This is a genomic window from Allobosea sp. OK403, assembly GCF_900113835.1.
Classification (GTDB): Bacteria; Pseudomonadota; Alphaproteobacteria; order Rhizobiales; family Beijerinckiaceae; genus Allobosea.
In genome coordinates this window covers 868,910-889,488 of record NZ_FOQV01000001.1, presented here as the reverse complement: position 1 = coordinate 889,488, position 20,579 = coordinate 868,910, and the positions used below count along the sequence as shown (strand labels likewise).

Here is a 20,579-nt window from a genome sequence, read left to right as displayed (position 1 = left end):
ATGTCGTTTTTTCCGTCGACGGCTTGCAGCATTGGTGGCGTGAGGATCGCGGCCCGCAATGCACCCTGCTCGTCTTCCTCGATGATGCGACCAGCCGGCTGATGCACCTGCAATTTGTCACGACGGAGTCGACCTTCGAGTATTTTGCGGCAACGCGAAGTTATCTGCAGCGCCACGGCAAGCGCGTCGCCTTCTACTCGGACAAGCATGCCGTTTCGGGTGAACAAGGTCGGCGCGACCGGCGGCGTCTGCGCCAATGTTCCACAGGCTATCTCCTTGTTTTGTCGCATTTTCTTCACGCGAACCGGTGTCCACTTCGCTCGAAAATGCTCTAAAGGCCGGGTTGAGCGCGCCAATGGTACCCTGCAGGACCGGCTGGTGAATGAGCTGCGGCTCGCTGGGATCTCGTCGATCGAGGCCGGGAACGCGTTCCTGCCGGCTTCATGGAGGATTTCAACCGGCGCTTCGCCAAGGAGCCGTTCAACGGACGGTCTCGCAGAACCCGACGCTGTAATACGACAAGTTGCTGTTCATTCCAGAGCCGACGCCGGTGACGCGGCCCCTCGCCCGCCAGCGCGTAACGATCTTCGACCATCCCGATGGCCGGTTTGCGATCCGGCATCAAGCCTCGACCTGCCTTACCGAACCTTCGATGAGCTGCAGCAGGTTGACCAGGCCGCGATCGTCGAGAACAAGCGGCAAAGGCTGGCACTGGCCTACATTGCCGAGCGCCAAAAAGAGCTCAACATGGCGCGCGGTGGCCGTGCTCCTCGGCAACAAGGCAGGGCAAGAGCATCTTCAAGGCGGGCTAGCAAAGCGGGACAGCCAGACGATCGATGGTGTCTTAGATGGGTCGCAAGCAGCCATTCAATCTGTCGCGAAATGTCGACTTTTGCTGCGGAGTTTTGCGACAGGCGTAGTGCCGGACGATCAATGCCCCTCGTCATCGGCGCGAGAATCAGGAGTTGCGCGACGATGTGATCATTTGCTTTTGGAGATTGCGCCGGTCAGATATTCGTTTAGATCGCGAAAATCCTTAACTGCCCACGTGAATGCGGGCAGTTTTACGCCGTTTTCTCGCAGTGTTTTTGGAATCAGATCCCCGTTTGGACGCAATATTATGGATGATACAATGACGCCAGGATAATCAAGAAGACGATTCTTGAATGCGGGTGTTGTAAGATCAGGCGTTGGAGGGATACTTTTATTAGCCAATAGTCCTGTTCCTTTGATATCAATTCCGTGACACATGGCGCATCTATTCAAATAGATTCTCTCTCCATTGCCATTTTCTGCAAATGATACAGACGGAATCAAAAATATTATTGCCAGAACGGCGATGAAAATTTCTTCAACCTTCATTGCTCTCTGTGCACCCAATGGAACCGGTATATGTTTCGTGTGAGGGCGTGCTTTGTAGCCCATGTCTTTGACGACTATGGGGCACAGGCTGAAAAAGCATCGTAAAACGCCCGAGTTTTGCATGAGTTAAATCGCAGATTTTCGCAACGTCCTAAAATCCGGATTTTCCCGACAATGAGCGAGATCAGCCCCAATCAACCGTTGAGTTTGTCAAAGGCATAGATCGCGAGCTGACTTTAGCTCGCTTCTCCCCTCTCGCATCTAACCGGGCGTGTCACGGCCGAGCCCCCGGCCGCATGCAGCCTAGCTGAGTGACGTTTGGCCCTGTTGTCGGCACGATGGGGCACGACCGTATGGCTCGATTGTGCCCTCCCTAGAATGAGGAAGCTTCGTGCAGGCCTCCATTGCTCGGCGGCATTCTTTCTCGGTGGCGCCTGACAGATCGGCCCGACGATTGGCCATGAACCTCTCGCTTATAACGCCGCCAGGCTCGGCGTCGACACACGCGGCTATTCGCTCTGGGGCAGTTCCGCCGGTGCCCGCATGGCCGCCTTGATCGGCAGCCATGGCGCGGCGCCGCTAGGGCCGACGTGTTCGACTACATCGAGCGGTTCTACAACACGATCCGAAGGCACTCGCCCACCGGCTATCTCAGCCCGGTCGAGCTCGAAAAGAAGGTTGGATTAGCCTAACTGCCAGTCCACGAAACCGGCAGCAGGCCAGAGGCAAGTTCTCATTCCACTGATTAGCTATCCGACCAGACAGCACTCCTCCGGCTGCCTGCGGGCACCTTGAGCCCCTCCCCCCCGCCAGCTTCACTCGACACGTCTGACGTTCACAGACCACCCAGCAGATCGAAGCATCACTCCAACGTCAAACGATTCAGTTTGCGAGGGTAAGATCGCTGGCTTGGTGCTGCCGGCTTCGCGGAAGATCAACGGCGGCACGAACGAACTCCATGAGTCCGAGACATTTTTCGTCAAGGCTCAGAAGGCTCTCGGCACCTGATCAATCCCTAGGATATGGATCAGCCGATACTGGCTGGCCGGAAACCCTCAAGGTCGCTGCAATGCGCTCCCGAAAGCTCCGCCACGTTCCAAGATCCCTCTTGCATTCGCGACATCTGACGAGAGCTTCGTTAGACAAGGGCTCGGGGAGCAAGACCGACGGCGACCCGCAAACTGAACACTCAAACCGTGACGGCGAAATCGCATTCATCTGCGGACGAATAGTTTCTCCCCTCTATAAGGTCAATTCCCGTAGCGGCAGCCCCCGCCGCCCTCGATCATTTTGTTGAGCGCGACAAAACGATCCCTTCTTTGGCACGGGCGACATATCCGGCAGCCTCATCGGGTTGCGGGAACCGAGCTTCAACGCTCCATCTCCGCAGCCCTATGGCTGGGCGAGAACGATGAGGACGTCCAGATCTGTCGCACCCGAAGCTCGAGGCCTGATCGGCAGGCAAGACGGGGCCTTCGGCCGTGTGCAAAAAGCACGTGGAACGACTTTGCGTTTGATCGGCGGTTCGCCTCATAAGCGCGACACGCCTACACAAATCGGAGATAATGTGGACTCTGTCGCGACCATCCTTTTCCTGCTTCTGGCCGTCGTGATCAGCAGCTCGCTGGCGCGGTTGACTACGTTGCCATTGCCGTTGGTTCAGATTGCGCTCGGTGCCCTGGTTGCGCTGTCCGTCGTGCCGACAGTGGAACTAGAGCCCCAGCTCTTCTTCGTTCTTTTCCTGCCGCCGCTGCTGTTCCTCGATGGCTGGCGTATCCCCAAAGAGGATATTGTTCGAGACCGGGCAGTAGTCCTCGAACTGGCATTGGGTCTTGTCCTTTTCACGGTCGTCGGCGTCGGTTTTTTGGTCAGCTGGCTAATCCCCGCCATGCCGCTCCCGGTCGCCTTCGCCCTGGCAGCTGTGGTGTCCCCGACCGACCCCATCGCGGTATCGGCAATTGCGGCTCGCGTCCCGATTCCCAAGCGGCTGATGCATATCCTCGAAGGAGAATCGCTGTTGAACGATGCCTCGGGGCTGGTCTGCATGCGCTTCGCCGTGGCCGCGATGCTCACCGGGACCTTCTCCATCCAGGCCGCCTTCGTCACGTTCTTATGGGTCGCACTTGGGGGCGTTGCCATCGGCATCTGCGTCACCTGGGCGATATCGAAAGGCAAACAATGGGTCACAACCCATCTGGGAGAGGACACAAGCTCCCAAATCCTGATTAGCCTGTTGATTCCATTTGGAGCCTATCTGCTGGCCGAGCACTTCCATTGCTCCGGTATCCTCGCGGCTGTTGCGGCGGGCATGACCATGAGCCTGGTCGAGGAAACGGGCCAGGCTCTGGCGGTGACCCGAGTGCGGCGCGCTGCGGTCTGGGACATGGTCCAGTTCGCCGCCAACGGAGTTATCTTCGTACTGCTCGGCGAGCAGATGCCGGGCATTCTTGCGGGCGCGGTCGAAACTGTGAAGCTGACCGGCCATCATGAGCCTTGGTGGCTGGCCATCTATGTCCTGGTCATCAGCGGTGCGCTGGCGGCGCTACGCTTTGCCTGGGTCTGGATATCACTCAAGCTCACGCTCTTCCGGGCTAAGCAAAAAGGGCAGCCTTTACGGACGGTGAGCTGGCGATTGATCGCGGCCATGTCGCTCGCAGGCGTCCGCGGTGCGATTACCTTGGCCGGCGTGTTGACGTTGCCCCTTGCCCTGGCGGATGGCTCCGCTTTCCCAGCTCGTGATCTGGCCATCTTCCTGGCGGCGGGCGTCATCTTTGTCTCGCTCGTCGCAGCGAGCATCGGCCTCCCCAGCTTACTGCGTAACCTTGAATTGCCGCCGGAGGCATTCGATCAGGTCCAGGTCGATCGCGCTCGAGCGTCCGCCGCCGAAACCGCGATCAAGGCCATCGAACGAACTCAACACGCGATGTCCTCGGGCCGCTCGGATGCCGACCTTTACGCCGACGCCTCTGCCCGAGTCATGGAACTCTATCGCCGACGCCTCGATGGCCGATTGCAGAGCCCGGAGGCAGCTTCGCTTGGCCGAAGCATTGAGGCGATTGAGCGGAAGCTGCGGGTCGCTGGCTTACGCGCTGAACGTACGGAGCTGTACCGGCTGTCTCGCAACCGCGAGCTGGATGGCGAAACTGCACGCAAGTTCATCCGCGAAATTGACCTGCTTGAAGCCCGTTACACGGGATAATTTCCGCACACAACGAGTGCGACAATCAGAGAGGATTGCGATGGCCATGGCGTCGTGATGGGGCTGGCGTGTTTAGCGATTGTCTCTCCGCCATAGCGCACACTGCCGAAAGACGGCGGCGTAGCAGGTAAATGCGAATGCCGCTGTCGCAAACAGGGGAGCACGCAAGAACGTCCAACTCTGGGAATACAGGAAGGCCGCGGTCGTTCCGGCGCGGGCCTCCAAAAAGAACAGCAGCAACGTGACCGCGACCAGGCCAAGGACCATTCGCCGATATCCGGTCAACGCAGCCTTTCTCGCGGCCCATCTCCCGCCAAGCAGGCGCACTAAACTCAAGGTGGTGCGCGAGGCCCAGTACGGCCAGCGCTTGCGCGAGGCTGCGAGACATCCCATCGCGAGCAGGATCGAGACCGCCAGGATGTGCCGATAGGTAGCGACCTGGTGAGCCGACACGTCCTCGGGGAAACCATTTGGGACGGGTATGAGGAAAAGCAGGGTCTCTGACACCCCGACGGTCTCATCGACCCACCAACCAACCGCGCCTCCAATAAGGCCCTCGGGCTGTGAGCCAAGGACGGGGACGAGAAGCGTATAGCCGAAACTTGCCATCGCTTCGGTGAAAATGGCGTCGCGGATGGTTCGGCGCGGACCATCCGTGGGAAGCTGAGCGGAAAAGCGCTGAATGGGCACCATGTTCGCGACAAAGCTGCTTGCTTCAGTCCGGGAGCGATAGCTGCTCGATGCCCTTGATCGCGCAGGACAGAATTTCGCGACGACGCGCATCGGTGACCTGAAGCGCTTCATGCTCAAGCTGCTGGCAGAGCCCTTCGCACACGAGCCCGGCGCTCGCAGGCTCAATTTCGGACAAGTGGTCCTTCAGCTCGCTCAGGAGAGCACGTAAATCCGGCGCCCAGATGTCTTTGGGCTCCGCCTTCTCGGACAGCGCTTCGATACGCCTCCGATACAAGCTGTAGAGCGCTCGGGTCTGCATGACATCCTCCTTGCGACAGACGTGGCTCGTTGGCTGGCCGTGCCGGCAATTTGATATCTCAAGCGTCGAATATCATGCTGGAAACAATATCGTTAGAAGCGTAGGAATCATTATCGACACTCGGTGCGTCGCAATCAATGGGCTGCCCATGATCACCGGAGCGCAGTTACGGGCCGCACGCGCCCTTCTTGGTATCGACCAGCGTGGTCTTGCCGCGCTGTCGCAGCTTTCTGTGCCGACGATCCAGCGCATGGAGGGAAGCGACGGGGTGATCCGAGGCAATGTCGATTCACTGATGAAGCTGATCGGTGCGTTGGACACAGCCGGAATCGAGCTCATCGGAGAAGGGATACCCAGTCAAGGCAAGGGGCGCGGCGTTCGCCTCAAGGAAGCTGCCGTCGGCGTCGAGCACCAGCCCCGCAAAATGACCCAGACAGCCGGGGCTAGAGCGGCCTAGGAGCGAGCACGATGGTAACGATCGTCGGACTGTGGTGCGTGGCGGCTCTGCTGGGCATTGCGGGTTTCGGCATCGTCGCCGGCAACTGGCCGCAAGGGTCGCGTCTCATCTATGGCGCGACTGCCGCCACCAGCACCGTTGCGTTGATCACGGCGGTGCTCCAGCTTGTTGGAGGCGTTGGAGCTCCGCCCAGTATCGTGTTGCCTCTAGGCCTTCCCTGGATCGGCGCTCATTTCCGCATGGATGCGCTGTCGGCCTTCTTCCTGGTCGTGATCAATCTCGGCGGTGCGGCTGCGAGCCTCTACGGTATCGGCTATGGTCAGCACGAGCGCGAGCCACAACGCGTGCTACCGTTCTTTCCGGCGTTCCTGGCCGGCATGAATCTCGTCATTCTGGCGGATGACGCCTTCAGTTTCCTCCTGTCCTGGGAATTCATGTCCCTCGCCTCCTGGGCGCTCGTCATGGCGCACCACCACGAGCGCGACAATATTCGTGCCGGTTACGTCTATATCGTGATGGCGTGTTTCGGCACGCTCGCCCTGCTGCTCGCTTTCGGCCTGCTGGCGGGGCCGGAGGGGGGCTACGCCTTCGCCTCGATCCGCGCTCACCAGCTCTCGCCGCCGCTCGCAGGTTTCGTCCTCGGCCTTGCCTTGCTCGGCGCAGGATCGAAAGCTGGCCTCGTGCCGCTGCATGTCTGGCTACCGCTCGCCCACCCGGCGGCGCCAAGCCATGTCTCGGCGTTGATGAGCGGGGTGATGACCAAGGTCGCGGTCTATGGCTTCATCCGGATCGTCTTCGATCTGCTCGGCCCGGCGGCCTGGTGGTGGAGTTTTCCGATTCTGGCCATCGGTAGTGGGACCGCCGTACTCGGCGTGCTCTACGCGCTGATGGAGACAGATCTCAAGCGCGTGCTTGCCTACAGCACGATCGAGAATATAGGCCTGATCTTCGTCGGGCTCGGCCTCGCACTCGCATTCCGCGCAAACAGCCTGCCCGCAGCGAGCGCCTTGGCGCTGACCGCGGCGCTCTTCCATGCTTTCAATCACGCGCTTTTCAAGAGCGCTTTGTTCTTTGGGGCTGGCGCCGTGCTCACTGCGACCGGCGAGCGTCAGATGGAGGGTCTTGGAGGGCTGATCCATCGCATGCCGACCACGAGCGTCGTGGTGCTGGTCGCCTGCGTCGCGATTTCGGCGCTGCCGCCTCTGAACGGCTTCGCCTCCGAATGGCTTGCCTTCCAGGCCATTCTGCTGAGCCCGCAACTTCCGCTATGGGGACTGAAGCTACTCGTGCCCGCGGTCGGCGCGCTGCTGGCCCTGTCGGCCGCGCTCGCCGCGGCCTGCTTCGTCCGGGTCTTCGGGATCGTCTTTCTCGGCCGGCCCCGCACGCAGGCAGCAGAAAGGGCTGCGGAGGTCGATCGCTGGTCGCTCAGCGCGATGGTTATCCTTGCAGGGCTCTGCATTCTCGCCGGCATCCTGCCCGGTTTTGTGATCGATGCCATTGCGCCGGTGGTGCAGAGCCTCGTCGGCGACCGAATGCCAGTACAAGGCGGGATCAACTGGTTCTCGATCGTACCGGTCGTCGAAAGCCGGAGCTCCTATAACGGCCTCCTCGTCTTCTGCTTCATCGCGGCATCGGCCTCGCTTGCAGCTTACGTCATCCACCGGCTAGCCTCGCATGCCCTGCGCCGCGCGCCGGCATGGGATTGCGGCTTTCCGCAATCCAGTCCGGCCACGCAATACACTGCCAGCAGCTTCGCCCAACCGATTCGCCGCGTCTTCGGCGGCTATGCCTTTCAGGCCCAGGAGCGTGTCGAGATGCCCCCGCCGGGAGACCTGCGTCCAGCCCGGATCGAGGTTGATCTGCATGATCGCGCCTGGGAGCTGATCTATACCCCCGTCACCAACGCCGTGTCCTTCGCAGCCGAGCGGCTCAACCGGCTCCAGTTCCTGACCATCCGCCAATATCTCAGCTTGGTCTTCTTCGCCCTTGTCTTCCTCCTGCTGGTCCTGGCGCTATGGTCGTGATCTCGGACCTTGCCATCCAGAGCGCGCAAATGCTCCTGGTACTGATGCTGGCTCCGCTGCTCACCGGCTTCATCCGCAAGGTGAAAGCGCGGCTGCTGCGCCGCCGCGGCGCGCCGATCGTGCAGCCTTACCGGGATCTCTTGCGGCTCCTACGCAAGGAGGTGATCCTTGCGGATACTGCTTCCTGGTTGTTTCGGGTGATCCCCTACCTGATCTTTGCGACGATTTGGGTGGCTGCAGCGTTGGTGCCGACCTTCGCCACCAGCCTTCTGTTCAGTTGGTCCGCGGATCTGATCGCGATCATCGCCTTGCTCGGCAGCGCGCGGTTCTTTTTGGCTCTCGCCGGGATGGATGTCGGCACGAGCTTTGGCGGCATCGGGTCGAGCCGGGAGGTCATGATCGCAACGCTCGCCGAACCCGCGATGATTATGATCGTGTTCACGCTCGCGCTCCTCGCTGGATCGACCCAGCTCTCGAATGTCGCGAGCTTCATGCTGTCCTCGTCGGTTGGAGTGAGGGTTTCGCTCGCACTTGCGCTCGTCGCGCTCGTAATGGTGGCGATCGCCGAAAACGCCCGCATTCCTGTTGACAACCCTGCGACGCATCTCGAACTGACCATGGTCCACGAGGCGATGGTGCTGGAATATTCCGGACGGCACCTCGCGATGATCGAACTCGCGGCGTCGCTGAAGCTCCTGCTCTACATCTCGCTGATCGGCTGCGTGTTCCTGCCTTGGGGGCTGGCGCTGCCCGGCGCAGGTGCCGCGGCCCAGGTCGCGGGCGTCGCGGCCTATATCGCCAAGCTTGCCGCCGGCGGCTTTCTGCTCGCCCTGTTCGAAACCACCGTCGCGAAGATGCGCGTTTTCCGCGTGCCGGACTTCCTTGGAGCCGCCCTCATGCTCGGTCTGCTCGGCACCTTGCTGCTCTTCGTGTCGCGGAGCCTCTAGATGGGCAACCTGGCCTTCGATATCGCCCATTTGCTCGCCGGCGGATTGGTGCTCGTCAGCCTGATGCTGCTGTACCAGGATCGGCTCTACGCGCTTCTCAACGTGTTTGCCTTGCAGGCGACGGTGCTCGCCATGTCGGTTGCGTGGCAGGCTTGGGTCCAGGGCGCCCCGCATCTCTACATCACCGCCGTGATCGCGCTGGTCGTCAAGGCGATCGTGATTCCGGTGGCGCTGCATCGGATCATCGCCCGGCTCGGCATCCATCGCGAGATCGAGAACGTCGTCAGCATCGGCCCCACCATGCTGGCGGGCATTGGGCTTGTCGCCCTGTCCATGGTGGTCATGTTGAAAGTGACGGCCGACGCCGACCCGCTCGCGCGGGAGGATTTGGCCTTTGCCCTCTCCGTCGTCTTGCTGGGTCTACTGATGATGGTGACACGCCGCAACGCGGTTAGTCAGGTCGTCGGCTTCATGTCGCTGGAGAACGGCCTGATCCTGGCCGCGACCGGCGCCAAGGGCATGCCGCTTGTGGTCGAGATCAGCGTGGCCTTTTCGGTTCTCGTCGCGTTCATCGTGATCGGCATCTTCCTGTTTCGCATCCGCGAGCGGTTCGACACCGTCGATGTCCACGCGCTCGACCGGTTCCGCGGGGACCAGCGATGAATCCGCTTCCGGTCGACGGCGTCACCTTGATCCTGGCCATTCCTGCCGCGACGAGTGTCTTGTTGGCATTGTTGCCAAACTACCGTCTCTCGGCGCGGCTCAACGTCCTCTCGGCCTTCCTGACCTTCCTCGCGGCGCTGTCGCTGTTCGCGTCGAAGCCCGAGCCCGGTCCCTACATCCTGGTCGATGATCTCAATATCGTCTTCGTCGTCCTCAACACTTTCGTCGGCTTCACCACTAGCGTCTTCAGCGCCAGCTACATTGCCCACGAACTGGAGACGGAGCGGCTCACTCCGGCCCATTTGCGCTTCTACCACGCCATGTACCAGGCCCTGCTGTTCGCCATGAACCTGGCGCTGGTGGCCAATAATATCGGCCTGATGTGGGTAGCGATCGAGATGGCGACGCTCACTACAGTGATCATGGTCGGCATCTACCGCACCGACGCCGCAATCGAGGCGGCCTGGAAATACTTCATCCTCGGCAGCGTCGGCATCGCGCTCGCGCTCTTCGGGACGATTCTGGTCTATATGGCTGCCCGGCCGGTGGTCGGCGAAGGCTTGGACGGCATGGTCTGGACTGTGCTGATCCAGCGCGTCTCCGGCTTCGATCCCGCGCTACTCAACCTCGCCTTCGTTTTCCTGTTGCTCGGCTACGGCACAAAGGTAGGCTTGGCACCGTTGCACGCTTGGTTGCCGGATGCCCATGCCGAAGGCCCAACGCCAATCTCGGCCGTGCTGTCGGGCCTGCTGCTCAATGTCGCGCTCTACGCCGTCCTGCGCTTCAAGCTGCTGCTGGCCGCCAATCCCGCGGCGCTGACGCCCGGGCCGTTGATGGTGACGCTGGGCCTGCTCTCGCTCGTCTTCGCCGGGTTCATGCTTTACCGCCGCCGCGACATCAAACGGATGTTCGCCTATTCGTCGATCGAGCATATGGGCATCATTGTCTTCGCATTCGGCATGGGGGGACCGCTGGCCAATTTCGCGGGCCTTCTGCACATGACGATGCACAGCCTGACAAAGTCGGCGATCTTTTTTGCCGTCGGCCATATCGCCCAGGCCAAGGGCACGCAGAAGATTGCCGACCTCCACGGCTTGACGGTCAGCCATCCAGTCTTGGGGTGGGGCCTAGTCGTGGGTGTGGTTGCCATCGCCGGCATGCCGCCGCTCGGAATCTTCATGAGCGAATTCCTGGTGGTCAGCTCGACCTTCGCCCGCGAGCCTCTGTTGGCGCTGCCGTTGGTCCTCGGCCTGCTCGTCGCATTCGGAGCGCTCATGCTGCGGGTCCATGGGCTGGCCTTCGGCGAGCCTACCGGCAGCAGCGAACCGGTGCAGGCGTCCTACCTTCCGATGATCGGACATCTCGCTCTGGTCCTGATGGCGGGCATCTATCTGCCGCCACCACTCGTCGACTGGTTTCGGCACGTTGCAGGCCTGCTCGGGTAAGGGAGGACATAAGCGATGCCGACCCTCTCCGACATAATTACAACCGGTCGCGTGATCGAGGCGCATCGACCATACCCTCGGGTCGTGGTGAGTGCTTCGCTTTGGCAGACTTTGATCTCGCGGCTTTCCCATGGAGAGAGCACCCTTCTTGGACTCTGGGGAGATGCCGATGCAGTTCACATGGCGCTTCTCGACGAGAGAGAGGGAGGTGTCATCGTTGCCACGGCGCTGACCGGCGAGGGACCGATCCCCTCGGTGAGCCGGGTTCATCCTCCGGCCCTGCGCCTGGAACGCACACTCCGGGATCTGTTCGGGATCGAACTTGCGGAGCTGCCTGACACCCGGCCTTGGCTTGATCACGGCCGGTGGGGACTGCGCAACCCATTGGCTCGCTATGCCGAAGCAGCCGGGGAGCCCACGAGCTATCCATTCCTCGGCGCGGAGGGCGAGGGCCTGCACCAGATTCCGGTCGGCCCCGTGCATGCGGGCATCATCGAGCCGGGCCATTTTCGCTTCACCGCCAATGGTGAGACGGTAGTGCGGCTCGAGGAGCGGCTGGGCTACACCCACAAGGGCGTCGAGTCGCTAATGGCCGGCGCATCCATCGAACAGGCCGCGCGCCTCGCCGGACGAACCTCGGGCGACAGCACGGTCGCCTATGCCTTCGCATTCGCCCGCGCCGTCGAGGCGGCGCTTGGCATCGACGTGCCCCTGCGCGCCCTCTGGCTGCGCGCCCTGATGGCCGAGCTCGAACGTCTCGCCAATCATTTCGGGGATATCGGCGCGATCTGCAACGATGCCGCCTTCGCGCTCCTGCACGCCCATACCAGCGTTCTGCGCGAGCGCGTGCTGCGGGCCGCTGCCGCCTGCTTCGGGCATCGCCTGATGATGGATTGCATCACGCCGGGTGGCGTCGCAGGGGATCTCACTCCGGAAGGGGCCGGGCAAATCCGTGAATTGGCCGATATCGCCGGGAAGGCCTTTCCGGCGCTGGTTGAGCTCTATGATAATACCGCCTCGCTTCAGGACAGGACGGTCGGAACCGGCATCCTGAATCCGACGCTGGCCCGGCAGTATGGCTGCGGAGGCTGTGTCGGCAGGGCATCGGGGCGGAACTTTGATGTTCGACGCAACCTCGCCTATGCGCCCTATGACAGTTTACGTTTCGAGGTCCCCGTGCGCGGTGAAGGCGATGTCAACGCGCGGGTCTGGATCCGCATCCAGGAGGTCCAGCAGAGCCTTGCGCTGATAGAACAGATTCTTGATGCCATGCCGACGGACGGCACTCTGCGCGCATCCGTGGGGGCGACCGGCAAACCCGCTGAGGGTTTGGCGCTGGTCGAAGGATTCCGCGGCGATATTCTCGCCTGGGTCCGCCTCGGAGCAGATGGATGCGTCGATCGCTGCCACCTGCGTGATCCGTCCTGGTTCCAGTGGCCGCTGCTGGAGGCCGCGATCGAGGGCAATATCGTCGCCGACTTTCCCCTCTGCAACAAATCGTTCAACTGCTCCTATTCGGGGCATGACCTCTAGGTCCACGCCATGCGGAAGATCTTGTTCGAGAGCCTTACGAAAACGCCGCTCACCGAGCCTGCCCCTGGCGAAGCCGACGCCGAGATTTCGGCACTCGCCATTCAGCTCGACCACGCCGCACGCGCCAGGCTTGGACGCAGCCTGTCCATCCGCGAAGTCGATGCCGGGTCGTGCAATGGCTGCGAACTTGAGATCCATGCTCTCAGCAATGCGTTCTACGATTTGGAGCGCTTCGGATTGAGGTTTGTTGCCTCCCCGCGGCACGCCGATGTTTTGCTCGTGACAGGACCTGTCACCCGGAACATGAGCGAAGCGCTCCTGAGGACCTATCAGGCGATTCCAGCACCAAAATGGGTCGTGGCCGTGGGAGCCTGCGCCTACGATGGCGGCCTCTTTGCCGGAGGCTACGCATGCCTCGGCGGTGTCGCTGCGGTCGTTCCGGTCGACCTGTATATCCCCGGCTGCCCTCCGACCCCGACTGCCTTGCTCAAGGGGCTGCTCGCGCTCATGGCGAACGGCAGAGCCCGGGTCCCGCTGTGACCCGCTATCTCGCAGCTACCACAGCCGCGGGCGCCGCACGGACCAGCTCAGGAACTCAGCGGCGATAACTGGTGGAAAGGCTTCTTGCCCCAGCTCCAGTCGCCGTTCCGGCGCGCATGCGATGACAGCATTGCGCTCCGGTTCTCCAAAGGCTTCATCGATGATCCAGGCATTCAGATCCGACCCCGCAAGGTCAGCGGTGATCTCATCGGGTAGTGGATCCAGATCGTGCTCGACAAGAAGGTTCATGGCAATTCGCCCGGACTGCGTCAGCGTACCGCGCAACGCCTGACAGGTCTGGCGACCGAACTCATCCCCGAACCGAAAGTCCGTGCCCCCAACGTCGATTGCAATGCCGTCGAAGCGCTCGGACGTCATCCCGAGAAAATCTTTGAAATCCGCCTCGATGCATCGAATCCCGCGCGGCATCCAGAAATATTCCTGCGCGAGCTTGAAGCTGATGGGATTGTGATCGACGAGCGTGACCGCCTTTCCCTGCCGATACAGCATGGTCGCAAGCGTGCCTCCGGCGCATCCAAGCAACAGCACGTTCGTTGTCTGCCGAAGAAGGTTGCTCATCAGGTGGATATAAGTGAAGCAGCTTTCGCCACTCGGCAGGGCATGGCTCTGGAATGCGTTGCCTTCGTAGTACCGACGGGCGCCGGTCGCCTTGTCCTCTATGATGCAAATCGTCCCATATGCCCCCTCGAAATATCCCAACGTCCGCATCGCCTAGTCCCGTTACCAAGGCTTCCCCGCTCAGACGCCCACAACCTACATCCGGCGTTAGTAGTGATGTCTAAGGCATCACTACTTAGCATCAGGATAGCGGTTCTGAGGCAGGAACACCAAACGAGATGACTGCGGCGATCAGGTCTGGACACATTACGGCAGGCCGATCTGGAGTGGCAGTCGGTTACCGGGAAAAATCGTCTGTCTTGGACGTCACGCGTTGTCTGGCGATGGCATCTGCCACCCTGGGAGTAGCAGCAGGAGTGTCGCCAGCGGAACCGTTGTGACGAAGCCGATATGATTGAAACCGAGGGCGCCGATCACTCCGCCGATGAAGAACGCGCCGAGCAGCGAGCCGAGCAAGCGTAGTTTCGCGCGATCGGCCAGGACGCGACCGTAACTGGAGCCGGCGGTCCTATTCCAATAGAACAGCTTCCCCAGCTCGATTCCGATATCCGTGACCACACCCGTCATGATGGCAGCGGCCGGGCTGGTGATGGTCGTGGCCTATTACGAGCTGAGGCTGGTCCAGTTCCGACCATGCGGCTGAGGAGCCGCCCACCTTCGCGGTTGTCGGCGAGCGGGACGGCATATCTCCCCCATCCGCCATGAAGCGGCGCATCAGCGACTTGCGGCGCGTGGGAGCCGAAGTCGCATATCGCGAATATCCGGGCCTCGGCCATGGCTTCGGACTCGGCGTCGGGACGAGCGCGGAGGGCTGGATCGGCGCCGCCATCCGGTTCTGGCGGCGGCATCAACCCCGATAGCGTAGAACGTCGATGAGAACAGACAGCGCCGACGATGAATGCCGCCGGCTCGGATAATAGAGGCGATAGCCCGGAAACGGCGCACACCAGTCTTCCAGTACGCTTACGAGGCGCCCCTCCTGCACATGCGGGATCGCCTGAGCCTCCGGCATATAGGCAAGGCCAAGTCCATCCAGCGCCGAATTGAGCCGCATGGCGAGGCTGTTGAACACGAGCTCGCCCTCGCCACGCACCTTGACCTCATGACCGTCCTTTTCCAGCCCCAGGCGAACAGGCCGCCATAGGTCGGGAGACGAGACGCGATGCAATTATGGGATGTCAGATCCTGAGGGGTCCGCGGAACGCCGTAGCGCTCGAAATAGGTTGGCGATCCAACGATGGCCATGCGCATCTCGGGGCCGATCCGAACCGCAACCATATCCTTCGCGACCTGTTCGCCCAGGCGCACGCCCGCGTCGTAGCCCGCTGCAACAATATCGACCAGACCGTAATCGACGATGATCTCGACCTTGATGTCGGGATGGTCAGGCAGGAACCGTCTCAAGGCCGGTTGCAGGATTGAAATTGCCGGGTGTTCTCCAGCGGTGATGCGGATCGTGCCAGCCGCCCTGCCCCGCAACTCGCCGAGGGCGGCGATCTCCGCCTCGATCTTCTCGAAGCGCGGCCCGACCGTCTCCAGCAATCGGATGCCGGCCTCAGTCGGCGCGACGCTGCGCGTCGTGTGGGTGAGCAGGCGCAGCTTGAGTCGCTCTTCGAGCCCCTTGATGGTCTGGCTCAGCGCCGACTGCGACACTCCCAGCTTGGCGCCGGCCTTGGTGAAGCTGCGCTCCCTCGCCACCATGGCAAAGCCGGGGCGGCGGCCGGAATTGCGCGGGATCGCCCGGCCTCCCCCGCTTCCGACGAAACGAGCCGATAGCGCGGACAGGCCGTTACAGCACGGCGCAACCGCGTTGCAGCGACGACACATCGGTCACCGCCGGCGTGTCCGTTCGTTTCTGTCCCATTCGGCGTTCGCTCAAGTCCAAGTCTATCACCTGCGGACACCATAGAGAGCCGTTAGGAAATATGACGGAAATGCGGAAATAGAAGAAGATCACGCCTAGTTTATTTTGGTTCAAAACTGAAGACAAGATCTCTACCCAGAGAATGACTCCGACTTTGCTTTCCGCTCCCAGCGGTTTTCTAGAAAAGATTGACGGGCACCACGATGACAAAGCTCCTTTCGTTCACGGTAAGCCTCGCTGCCCTGTCCGCGGCCACCACCGCCTTCGGCCAGGCCAATCCGAGCCCCGTCATCAATCTCGACACGATCACCGTCACGGCGGCGCGCACCGAGCGCAGCACCGCGGAGACACCGCAATCGATCCAGGTCCTGGACCGGGCCCAGATCGAGGAGCAGCTCAAGTTCAGCCCGAGCGCGGCTGCCGCCCTCGGCAAGCTGGTGCCTGGCTATTCGATGTCCACGCAAACGGTGTCCAGCGCCTCGGAAAACTATCGCGGGCGCGACCTGCTCGTGCTGGTCGACGGTGTGCCGATGACCACGCCGTTGCGCGACGTCTCGCGCATCCTGTCGATGATCGATCTCAACTCGGTCGAGCGCATCGAGGTCGTGGCTGGCGCCTCGAGCCTCTACGGCGCCGGCGCGACCGGCGGCACGGTCAACTTCATCACCAAGAAGGCGGCGGAGGGCAAGCCGACCGTCACGGTCAACACCGCGATGCGCGCCTTCACGCAGAATACCGGCCGCTCGCTCGCTCCGGAGGCCTCCGTCACCGTCTCCGGCAAGGTCCCCAACGGCTTCGACTACCTGGTCACGGCCAGCGGACGCGGCGCCGGCCGCACCTATGACGGCGCCGGCCGCGAATTGCCCTCGGACGGCCTGCTCGGCCAGGGCGGCGGCGACCGCTACAAGGCCGGCAACCTGCTGGCCAAGCTCGGCTATGATTTCGACACGAGCAAGCGCATCGAGATCAACGGTTCGCTGATCGCCTTCGACCAGGATCCGAAATATCTGACGAACTACGCCGCTCCCTACGCCCGCCCGGACCGGACGCGGCTTTATCCCGGCCAGAATGTCATCGAGGACACCAAGTCGCTCTCGCTGCGCTACACCGACAAGGATTTCGCGCTCGGCAGCCTGAGCGTGCTCGGCTACTACAACGACATCAAGAAGCGCTTCAATTATTCAACTTTTGCATACCCTTACAACACGCAGGTCTACTACTCCTTCAACCCGCTCTCGCCGACGAGCCCGGACAACCAGACGACGCTCTATTCGCAGCGCGGCGGCGTCAACGTCACAATCGACACCTCGCTCGACCGGCTCCTGCCCGGCGCGAAGCTGACCTGGGGCGGCGACCTGATCCAGGACCGCACCTGGCAGACGCTGACCAACGGCCAGGACGTCTTCACGCCATTGAAACAGACGACCACCGCGGGCTTCGGCCAGTTGCAGATCCCGGTCGGGGAGCGGATCGTGCTCCGTGGCGGCTTACGCTACGAGCATTTCGCGCTCTCGGTCAGCGACTATGTCCGCCCGGCGGCCTATGCGGCCGTGGCCGCGAACAATGCGCTCGGCTATCAGAGCTTCGTCCTACCTGCCCTCAATGTGACGGGCGGCAATTTCGACTATTCGGCGCTGACCGGTAATCTCGGCGCGACGGTCAAGCTGTCGGACACGAGTGAAGTCTTCGGCGGCTGGTCGCAGGGCTTCGCGCTGCCTGATGTTGGCGCCTTCACCCGGCGCGCCGGTCTCTCGACCGCCTATGCCTGCACCCTGGCCAATATTAACTGCCTGCCGGCCAGTCGCCGCTCGATCAGCTTTGCCTCGATCGCGCCCGAGGCGCAGATCGTCAACAATTACGAGCTCGGGGTGCGCGGCAGCTACGGCGCCTTCAAGGGATCGCTGACCGGCTATATCAGCACCTCGGACGACGGCGTGACCTTCGATGCCGCCACCAACACGCTCTCGCAGCAGAAGGAGCGCATCTGGGGCGCGGAGGCGACGGCGGATTATGCCTTCACCGAGCAGTTCACCATGGGCTCGGTCGTGTCCTATCGCGAGGGCCGTTACGACACGAACAAGGATGGCAAGCTCGACAGCTATCTGCCCAACAATCGTATCGGCTCGCCGTGGCGCGGCATGCTCTATGGCAGCTATCGTTTCGTGAACGGCATGCAGCTGCGCCTCGAGGGCGAAGGCTTCTCGGACCGCGACGTCGCCATCGACCTCACGGGCACCCGCTACAAGCTGAAGGGCGCCGTGACGATGAACGCCGCCTTCACCGCGCCGGTCTGGGAGGGCGAGGCCTATGTCGCGGTCAACAACCTGTTCGACCGGGCCTATCAGAACCCGACGGCAACCTCGGTGCGCAACCTCGCCAATTATGCCTGGGGCCGCACCGTGACGGTCGGCTTCCGTAAAACCTTCTGACGCATCATGGTCAGCCTCGACATCGGCGCCGACGCGATCCTGACGTTGCGCTACCTCCCGCCCTATCTCGACAGCGACGAGCGCGCCTATCTCGACGCGCTCGCCAGGATCGGCGAGCGCGTCGAGCCCTATGTCCTGCTGACGATCTTCGGCGGCAGGCGGGCGCTTTCGCAGGCTGGCGAGCGCGAGCAGGCGCTCTGGTTCAAGGCGACGAAGGCACGCCTGAGCCGGTTCTGCCAGGCTTGCGCGATCATCCGGCCCGACGCGGACGAGAAGACGGCAGAGACCTTCCGCCGGCTCTGGCCCTTCCCGATCATCGCGGAGCGCGAGGAGGAGGCCGGCCGGGCCTTCCTGCTCCAGTATCAGGCGGACGTGCCGTGACGGTCACCACTTCGGCGAGCGCCGCTGGCCTTAATGGGCACGAGCCCATCGGGCGCTACCGCCTGTTCGGCGTTCTCGCCGGGCTTTATCTCGCCCAGTCGATCCCGTCCTATCTGTTTGTTGCGGCGATCCCGCCGATCCTGCGCGAAGCCGGCGTGTCGCGAACCGCGATCGGCTATATGAGCATTCTGCTCCTGCCGCTCGTCATCAAGCTGTTCTGGGCGCCCTGGGTCGATCGCGTCAGGCCCTTCGCGCGGGCGCACCGGGCCGGCTGGGTCCTGATCACGCAGAGCGCGACGATCCTCGCAATCCTCGCCCTGATCCCGATAGGCTCTACGAACATCGTCGGTATCGTCGCGGTCGGCTTCATCACCTCACTGCTGGTCTCGACGCAGGACATCGCCACGGACGGTTATGCCGCGAAATACCTGCCGGCGGCCGACCGTGCGATGGGCAATGCGATCCAGGGCGGCGCGATCGCCTTCGGCGTCGTCATCGGCGGCACGCTCGGCCTCGTGCTCTATCACCGCATCGGCTGGACCGGCATGCTTCTCGTCATCGCGGCCGTGTCGCTGCTGCCGCTGGCGGCCGCCGCGCTGATGCGCGAAAGCGACGCTGCGGCGCCGGCGTTGCAGAAGCCCTCATTGCGCGCTTTCCTGCGCCGTCCTGAGGCCCGCCAGATCCTCTGGATCGCGCTGATCTACCGGGCGAGCGAGGGCCTGGTGAAGGCGATGGAAGGCCCCTATCTCGTCGATGCCGGCATCCCGCTCGACCAGATCGGCTACCTCTCCGGCCTCTCGGCGACCACGGCTGGCCTGGCGGGCTCCTTCATTGCCGCCTGGCTGGTGAAGCGGCGCGGCCTCTCCTTCGTGCTCGGCCTGCTCGGCGGCATGAGGACGCTGTGCTTCCTTCTCTTCACCTGTCACGCAATCGGCGTCGTCACCGGTTCCTGGCCCCTGTTCGGCGCCGCCGGCTTCCAGACGCTGATCCGCTATATGGAGATCGTCGCGCTCTATTCGCTGTTCATGGCTGTGACGACCTCCGACCAGCCCGGCACGGATTTCACCATCCTCGCCTGCGCACAGCTGCTCGTCTATCTCGTCGGCTCGATGCTCGCCGGCAAGCTCGCCGACGCGCTCGGTTATGGCTGGCTTTTCGCGATCGCAACCGCGCTGTCGGCCATCGCCGTCCTGGCCACGCTGCGCATGCTTATGCTGTGGCGGCAGTCGAAAAGCGCAGGCGCCGAGGCTTCTTGATCCTGCGTCGGCTCTAAGCCTGCACCGCGACGATGGCGCGCTGGTTTGCCCTGATGTCGCGCGGCGCGGCGCCAAAGCGGCGCCGGAAGGTGCGGTTGAAATAGGAGAGATCGCCGAAGCCGACACCGAAGGCGATCTCGGTGATGCTGGTCTCCCAGGAGCCGGCCGACTGCAGAAGGCGCAAGGCCCTATCCAGCCTGCGCTGCAGCACGAATTCCGAGAAGGTCGTTCGTTCGTCCTCGAACAGCTTCTGGAGATAGCGCAGGCTGATGCCGTGCCGGTCGGCGATCTCGCGCGCGGTCAACCTGCGATCCTCGAGCCTCGCCTCGATATCGGATTTGATCGCGTTCATCCGCTCGTCGGGGCGATGCCGAGGCTCGCGGCCCGGCAAGCTCTCCGGCGAGATGATGTTGACGAGATCGAACATGAAATGCCTGGCGAGTTCGTGCAGCTCCGGCGTCCTGATCGGTATCATCCCGCGCAACAACGCCGCGCCATAGTTGCCGAGCATCTGCAGGGCGTCGTCGCCAGCCCCGAAGACGCGCAGCTCCCGCGCCAGGAGGCTCGCCCGCTCGCTGACCGCGTCAGTCGGGATGGTCAGGCAATCGAGACGCGAGATCTGCATCGGCAGCAGCGTCGCCTGGGCGGGCGCCATCAGGAGAATGGCCTCGCGGCCGCCGACCACAGCCCGGCGCGCGCCACAGGTCACGATCAGCGCGCCGTCGGCGGGGCGCAGCAGCAGAGCCTCGCCCTCTGCGCCCAGATCTCGCATAGGCAATGAAACCGCCGTACTCGGCGCGAACAGCGACATCAGGCCGATATCGGGCTCCAGCCGCAGCATGGCTCTGG

At 62.5% G+C, this 20,579-nt stretch carries 16 protein-coding genes and 4 pseudogenes; 13 read left to right on the top strand and 7 right to left on the bottom strand.

Annotated elements, in window-relative coordinates:
* Window positions 1-14: 14 nt before the first annotated feature.
* Window positions 15-981, top strand: a pseudogene (locus tag BMZ97_RS31520) (hypothetical protein); the annotation flags it as partial.
* On the opposite strand, the gene BMZ97_RS03790 reads toward BMZ97_RS31520, so the two are convergent.
* Window positions 982-1,362, bottom strand: a complete 381-nt coding sequence (locus BMZ97_RS03790) for a c-type cytochrome (protein WP_092165634.1) — start codon at window positions 1,360-1,362, stop codon at window positions 982-984. It abuts the pseudogene before it with no gap.
* Window positions 1,363-1,940: 578 nt separating this feature from the next.
* On the opposite strand from BMZ97_RS03790, the pseudogene BMZ97_RS30590 reads away from it, so the two are divergent.
* Together BMZ97_RS30590 and BMZ97_RS03785 are read left to right on the top strand one after the other, a co-directional pair.
* Window positions 1,941-2,054 (top strand): annotated as a pseudogene (locus BMZ97_RS30590) (IS3 family transposase); the annotation flags it as partial.
* A gap of 875 nt (window positions 2,055-2,929) precedes the next feature.
* Complete coding sequence (locus tag BMZ97_RS03785) at window positions 2,930-4,561, top strand: Na+/H+ antiporter (RefSeq protein ID WP_092165632.1); 1,632 nt, start codon at window positions 2,930-2,932, stop codon at window positions 4,559-4,561.
* A gap of 72 nt (window positions 4,562-4,633) precedes the next feature.
* Here the strand turns inward: BMZ97_RS03785 and BMZ97_RS03780 are convergent, their stop codons facing one another.
* Both BMZ97_RS03780 and BMZ97_RS03775 read right to left on the bottom strand, forming a co-directional pair.
* Entirely contained in the window at window positions 4,634-5,254 is a 621-nt protein-coding gene (locus BMZ97_RS03780; protein WP_092165630.1) for a hypothetical protein, read from the bottom strand.
* A 22-nt stretch (window positions 5,255-5,276) separates the two neighbouring features.
* Complete coding sequence (locus BMZ97_RS03775; protein WP_092165628.1) at window positions 5,277-5,552, bottom strand: hypothetical protein; 276 nt, start codon at window positions 5,550-5,552, stop codon at window positions 5,277-5,279.
* Between the two features lie 148 nt (window positions 5,553-5,700).
* Here BMZ97_RS03775 and BMZ97_RS03770 point away from each other — a divergent pair, with 148 nt between their 5' ends.
* Genes BMZ97_RS03770 through BMZ97_RS03740 form a run of 7 tightly spaced genes read left to right on the top strand, consistent with a single transcriptional unit; the run spans window position 5,701 to window position 13,161 of the window.
* A complete protein-coding gene (locus BMZ97_RS03770) occupies window positions 5,701-6,009 on the top strand; it encodes a helix-turn-helix domain-containing protein (protein WP_092165626.1) in 309 nt (102 codons plus the stop codon).
* A gap of 11 nt (window positions 6,010-6,020) precedes the next feature.
* Window positions 6,021-8,033 (top strand): hydrogenase 4 subunit B, encoded by a 2,013-nt coding sequence (gene hyfB / locus BMZ97_RS03765; protein WP_092165616.1) that lies wholly within the window; start codon window positions 6,021-6,023, stop codon window positions 8,031-8,033.
* A complete protein-coding gene (locus BMZ97_RS03760) occupies window positions 8,024-8,980 on the top strand; it encodes a respiratory chain complex I subunit 1 family protein (protein ID WP_092165614.1) in 957 nt (318 codons plus the stop codon). The genes hyfB and BMZ97_RS03760 overlap by 10 nt, the downstream gene beginning before the upstream one ends.
* Window positions 8,981-9,643: a hydrogenase-4 component E gene (locus tag BMZ97_RS03755; protein WP_092165612.1), complete on the top strand. Its 663-nt coding sequence runs from the start codon at window positions 8,981-8,983 to the stop codon at window positions 9,641-9,643. It abuts the gene before it with no gap.
* Window positions 9,640-11,088 carry a hydrogenase 4 subunit F gene (locus BMZ97_RS03750; protein ID WP_092165610.1) on the top strand — a complete coding sequence of 483 codons (1,449 nt, stop codon included), beginning with the start codon at window positions 9,640-9,642 and terminating at the stop codon, window positions 11,086-11,088. Before BMZ97_RS03755 ends, BMZ97_RS03750 begins: the two co-directional genes overlap by 4 nt.
* Window positions 11,089-11,103: 15 nt before the next feature.
* Window positions 11,104-12,621 (top strand): hydrogenase large subunit, encoded by a 1,518-nt coding sequence (locus BMZ97_RS03745; RefSeq protein ID WP_092165608.1) that lies wholly within the window; start codon window positions 11,104-11,106, stop codon window positions 12,619-12,621.
* A gap of 9 nt (window positions 12,622-12,630) precedes the next feature.
* Window positions 12,631-13,161, top strand: a complete 531-nt coding sequence (locus tag BMZ97_RS03740) for an NADH-quinone oxidoreductase subunit B family protein (protein WP_092165606.1) — start codon at window positions 12,631-12,633, stop codon at window positions 13,159-13,161.
* A 15-nt stretch (window positions 13,162-13,176) separates the two neighbouring features.
* On the opposite strand, the gene BMZ97_RS03735 is transcribed toward BMZ97_RS03740, so the two are convergent.
* The 3 genes and pseudogenes from BMZ97_RS03735 to BMZ97_RS03720 form a co-directional block, all read right to left on the bottom strand.
* Window positions 13,177-13,881: a spermidine synthase family protein gene (locus tag BMZ97_RS03735; protein WP_139221148.1), complete on the bottom strand. Its 705-nt coding sequence runs from the start codon at window positions 13,879-13,881 to the stop codon at window positions 13,177-13,179.
* 273 nt (window positions 13,882-14,154) lie between these two features.
* Window positions 14,155-14,367: pseudogene (locus tag BMZ97_RS03730) on the bottom strand (DUF1275 family protein); the annotation flags it as partial.
* Between the two features lie 280 nt (window positions 14,368-14,647).
* Window positions 14,648-15,501, bottom strand: a pseudogene (locus BMZ97_RS03720) (LysR substrate-binding domain-containing protein).
* 366 nt (window positions 15,502-15,867) lie between these two features.
* Here BMZ97_RS03720 and BMZ97_RS03715 point away from each other — a divergent pair.
* Genes BMZ97_RS03715 through BMZ97_RS03705 form a run of 3 tightly spaced genes read left to right on the top strand, consistent with a single transcriptional unit; the run spans window position 15,868 to window position 19,730 of the window.
* Window positions 15,868-18,093: a TonB-dependent receptor gene (locus tag BMZ97_RS03715; protein ID WP_092165599.1), complete on the top strand. Its 2,226-nt coding sequence runs from the start codon at window positions 15,868-15,870 to the stop codon at window positions 18,091-18,093.
* Window positions 18,094-18,099: 6 nt separating this feature from the next.
* Window positions 18,100-18,474 carry a hypothetical protein gene (locus BMZ97_RS03710; protein ID WP_092165597.1) on the top strand — a complete coding sequence of 125 codons (375 nt, stop codon included), beginning with the start codon at window positions 18,100-18,102 and terminating at the stop codon, window positions 18,472-18,474.
* A complete protein-coding gene (locus BMZ97_RS03705) occupies window positions 18,471-19,730 on the top strand; it encodes an MFS transporter (protein ID WP_244546221.1) in 1,260 nt (419 codons plus the stop codon). Before BMZ97_RS03710 ends, BMZ97_RS03705 begins: the two co-directional genes overlap by 4 nt.
* A 13-nt stretch (window positions 19,731-19,743) precedes the next feature.
* Here BMZ97_RS03705 and BMZ97_RS03700 read toward each other — a convergent pair whose 3' ends face one another.
* Window positions 19,744-20,571: a helix-turn-helix transcriptional regulator gene (locus BMZ97_RS03700; RefSeq protein WP_175525413.1), complete on the bottom strand. Its 828-nt coding sequence runs from the start codon at window positions 20,569-20,571 to the stop codon at window positions 19,744-19,746.
* Window positions 20,572-20,579: the final 8 nt, after the last annotated feature.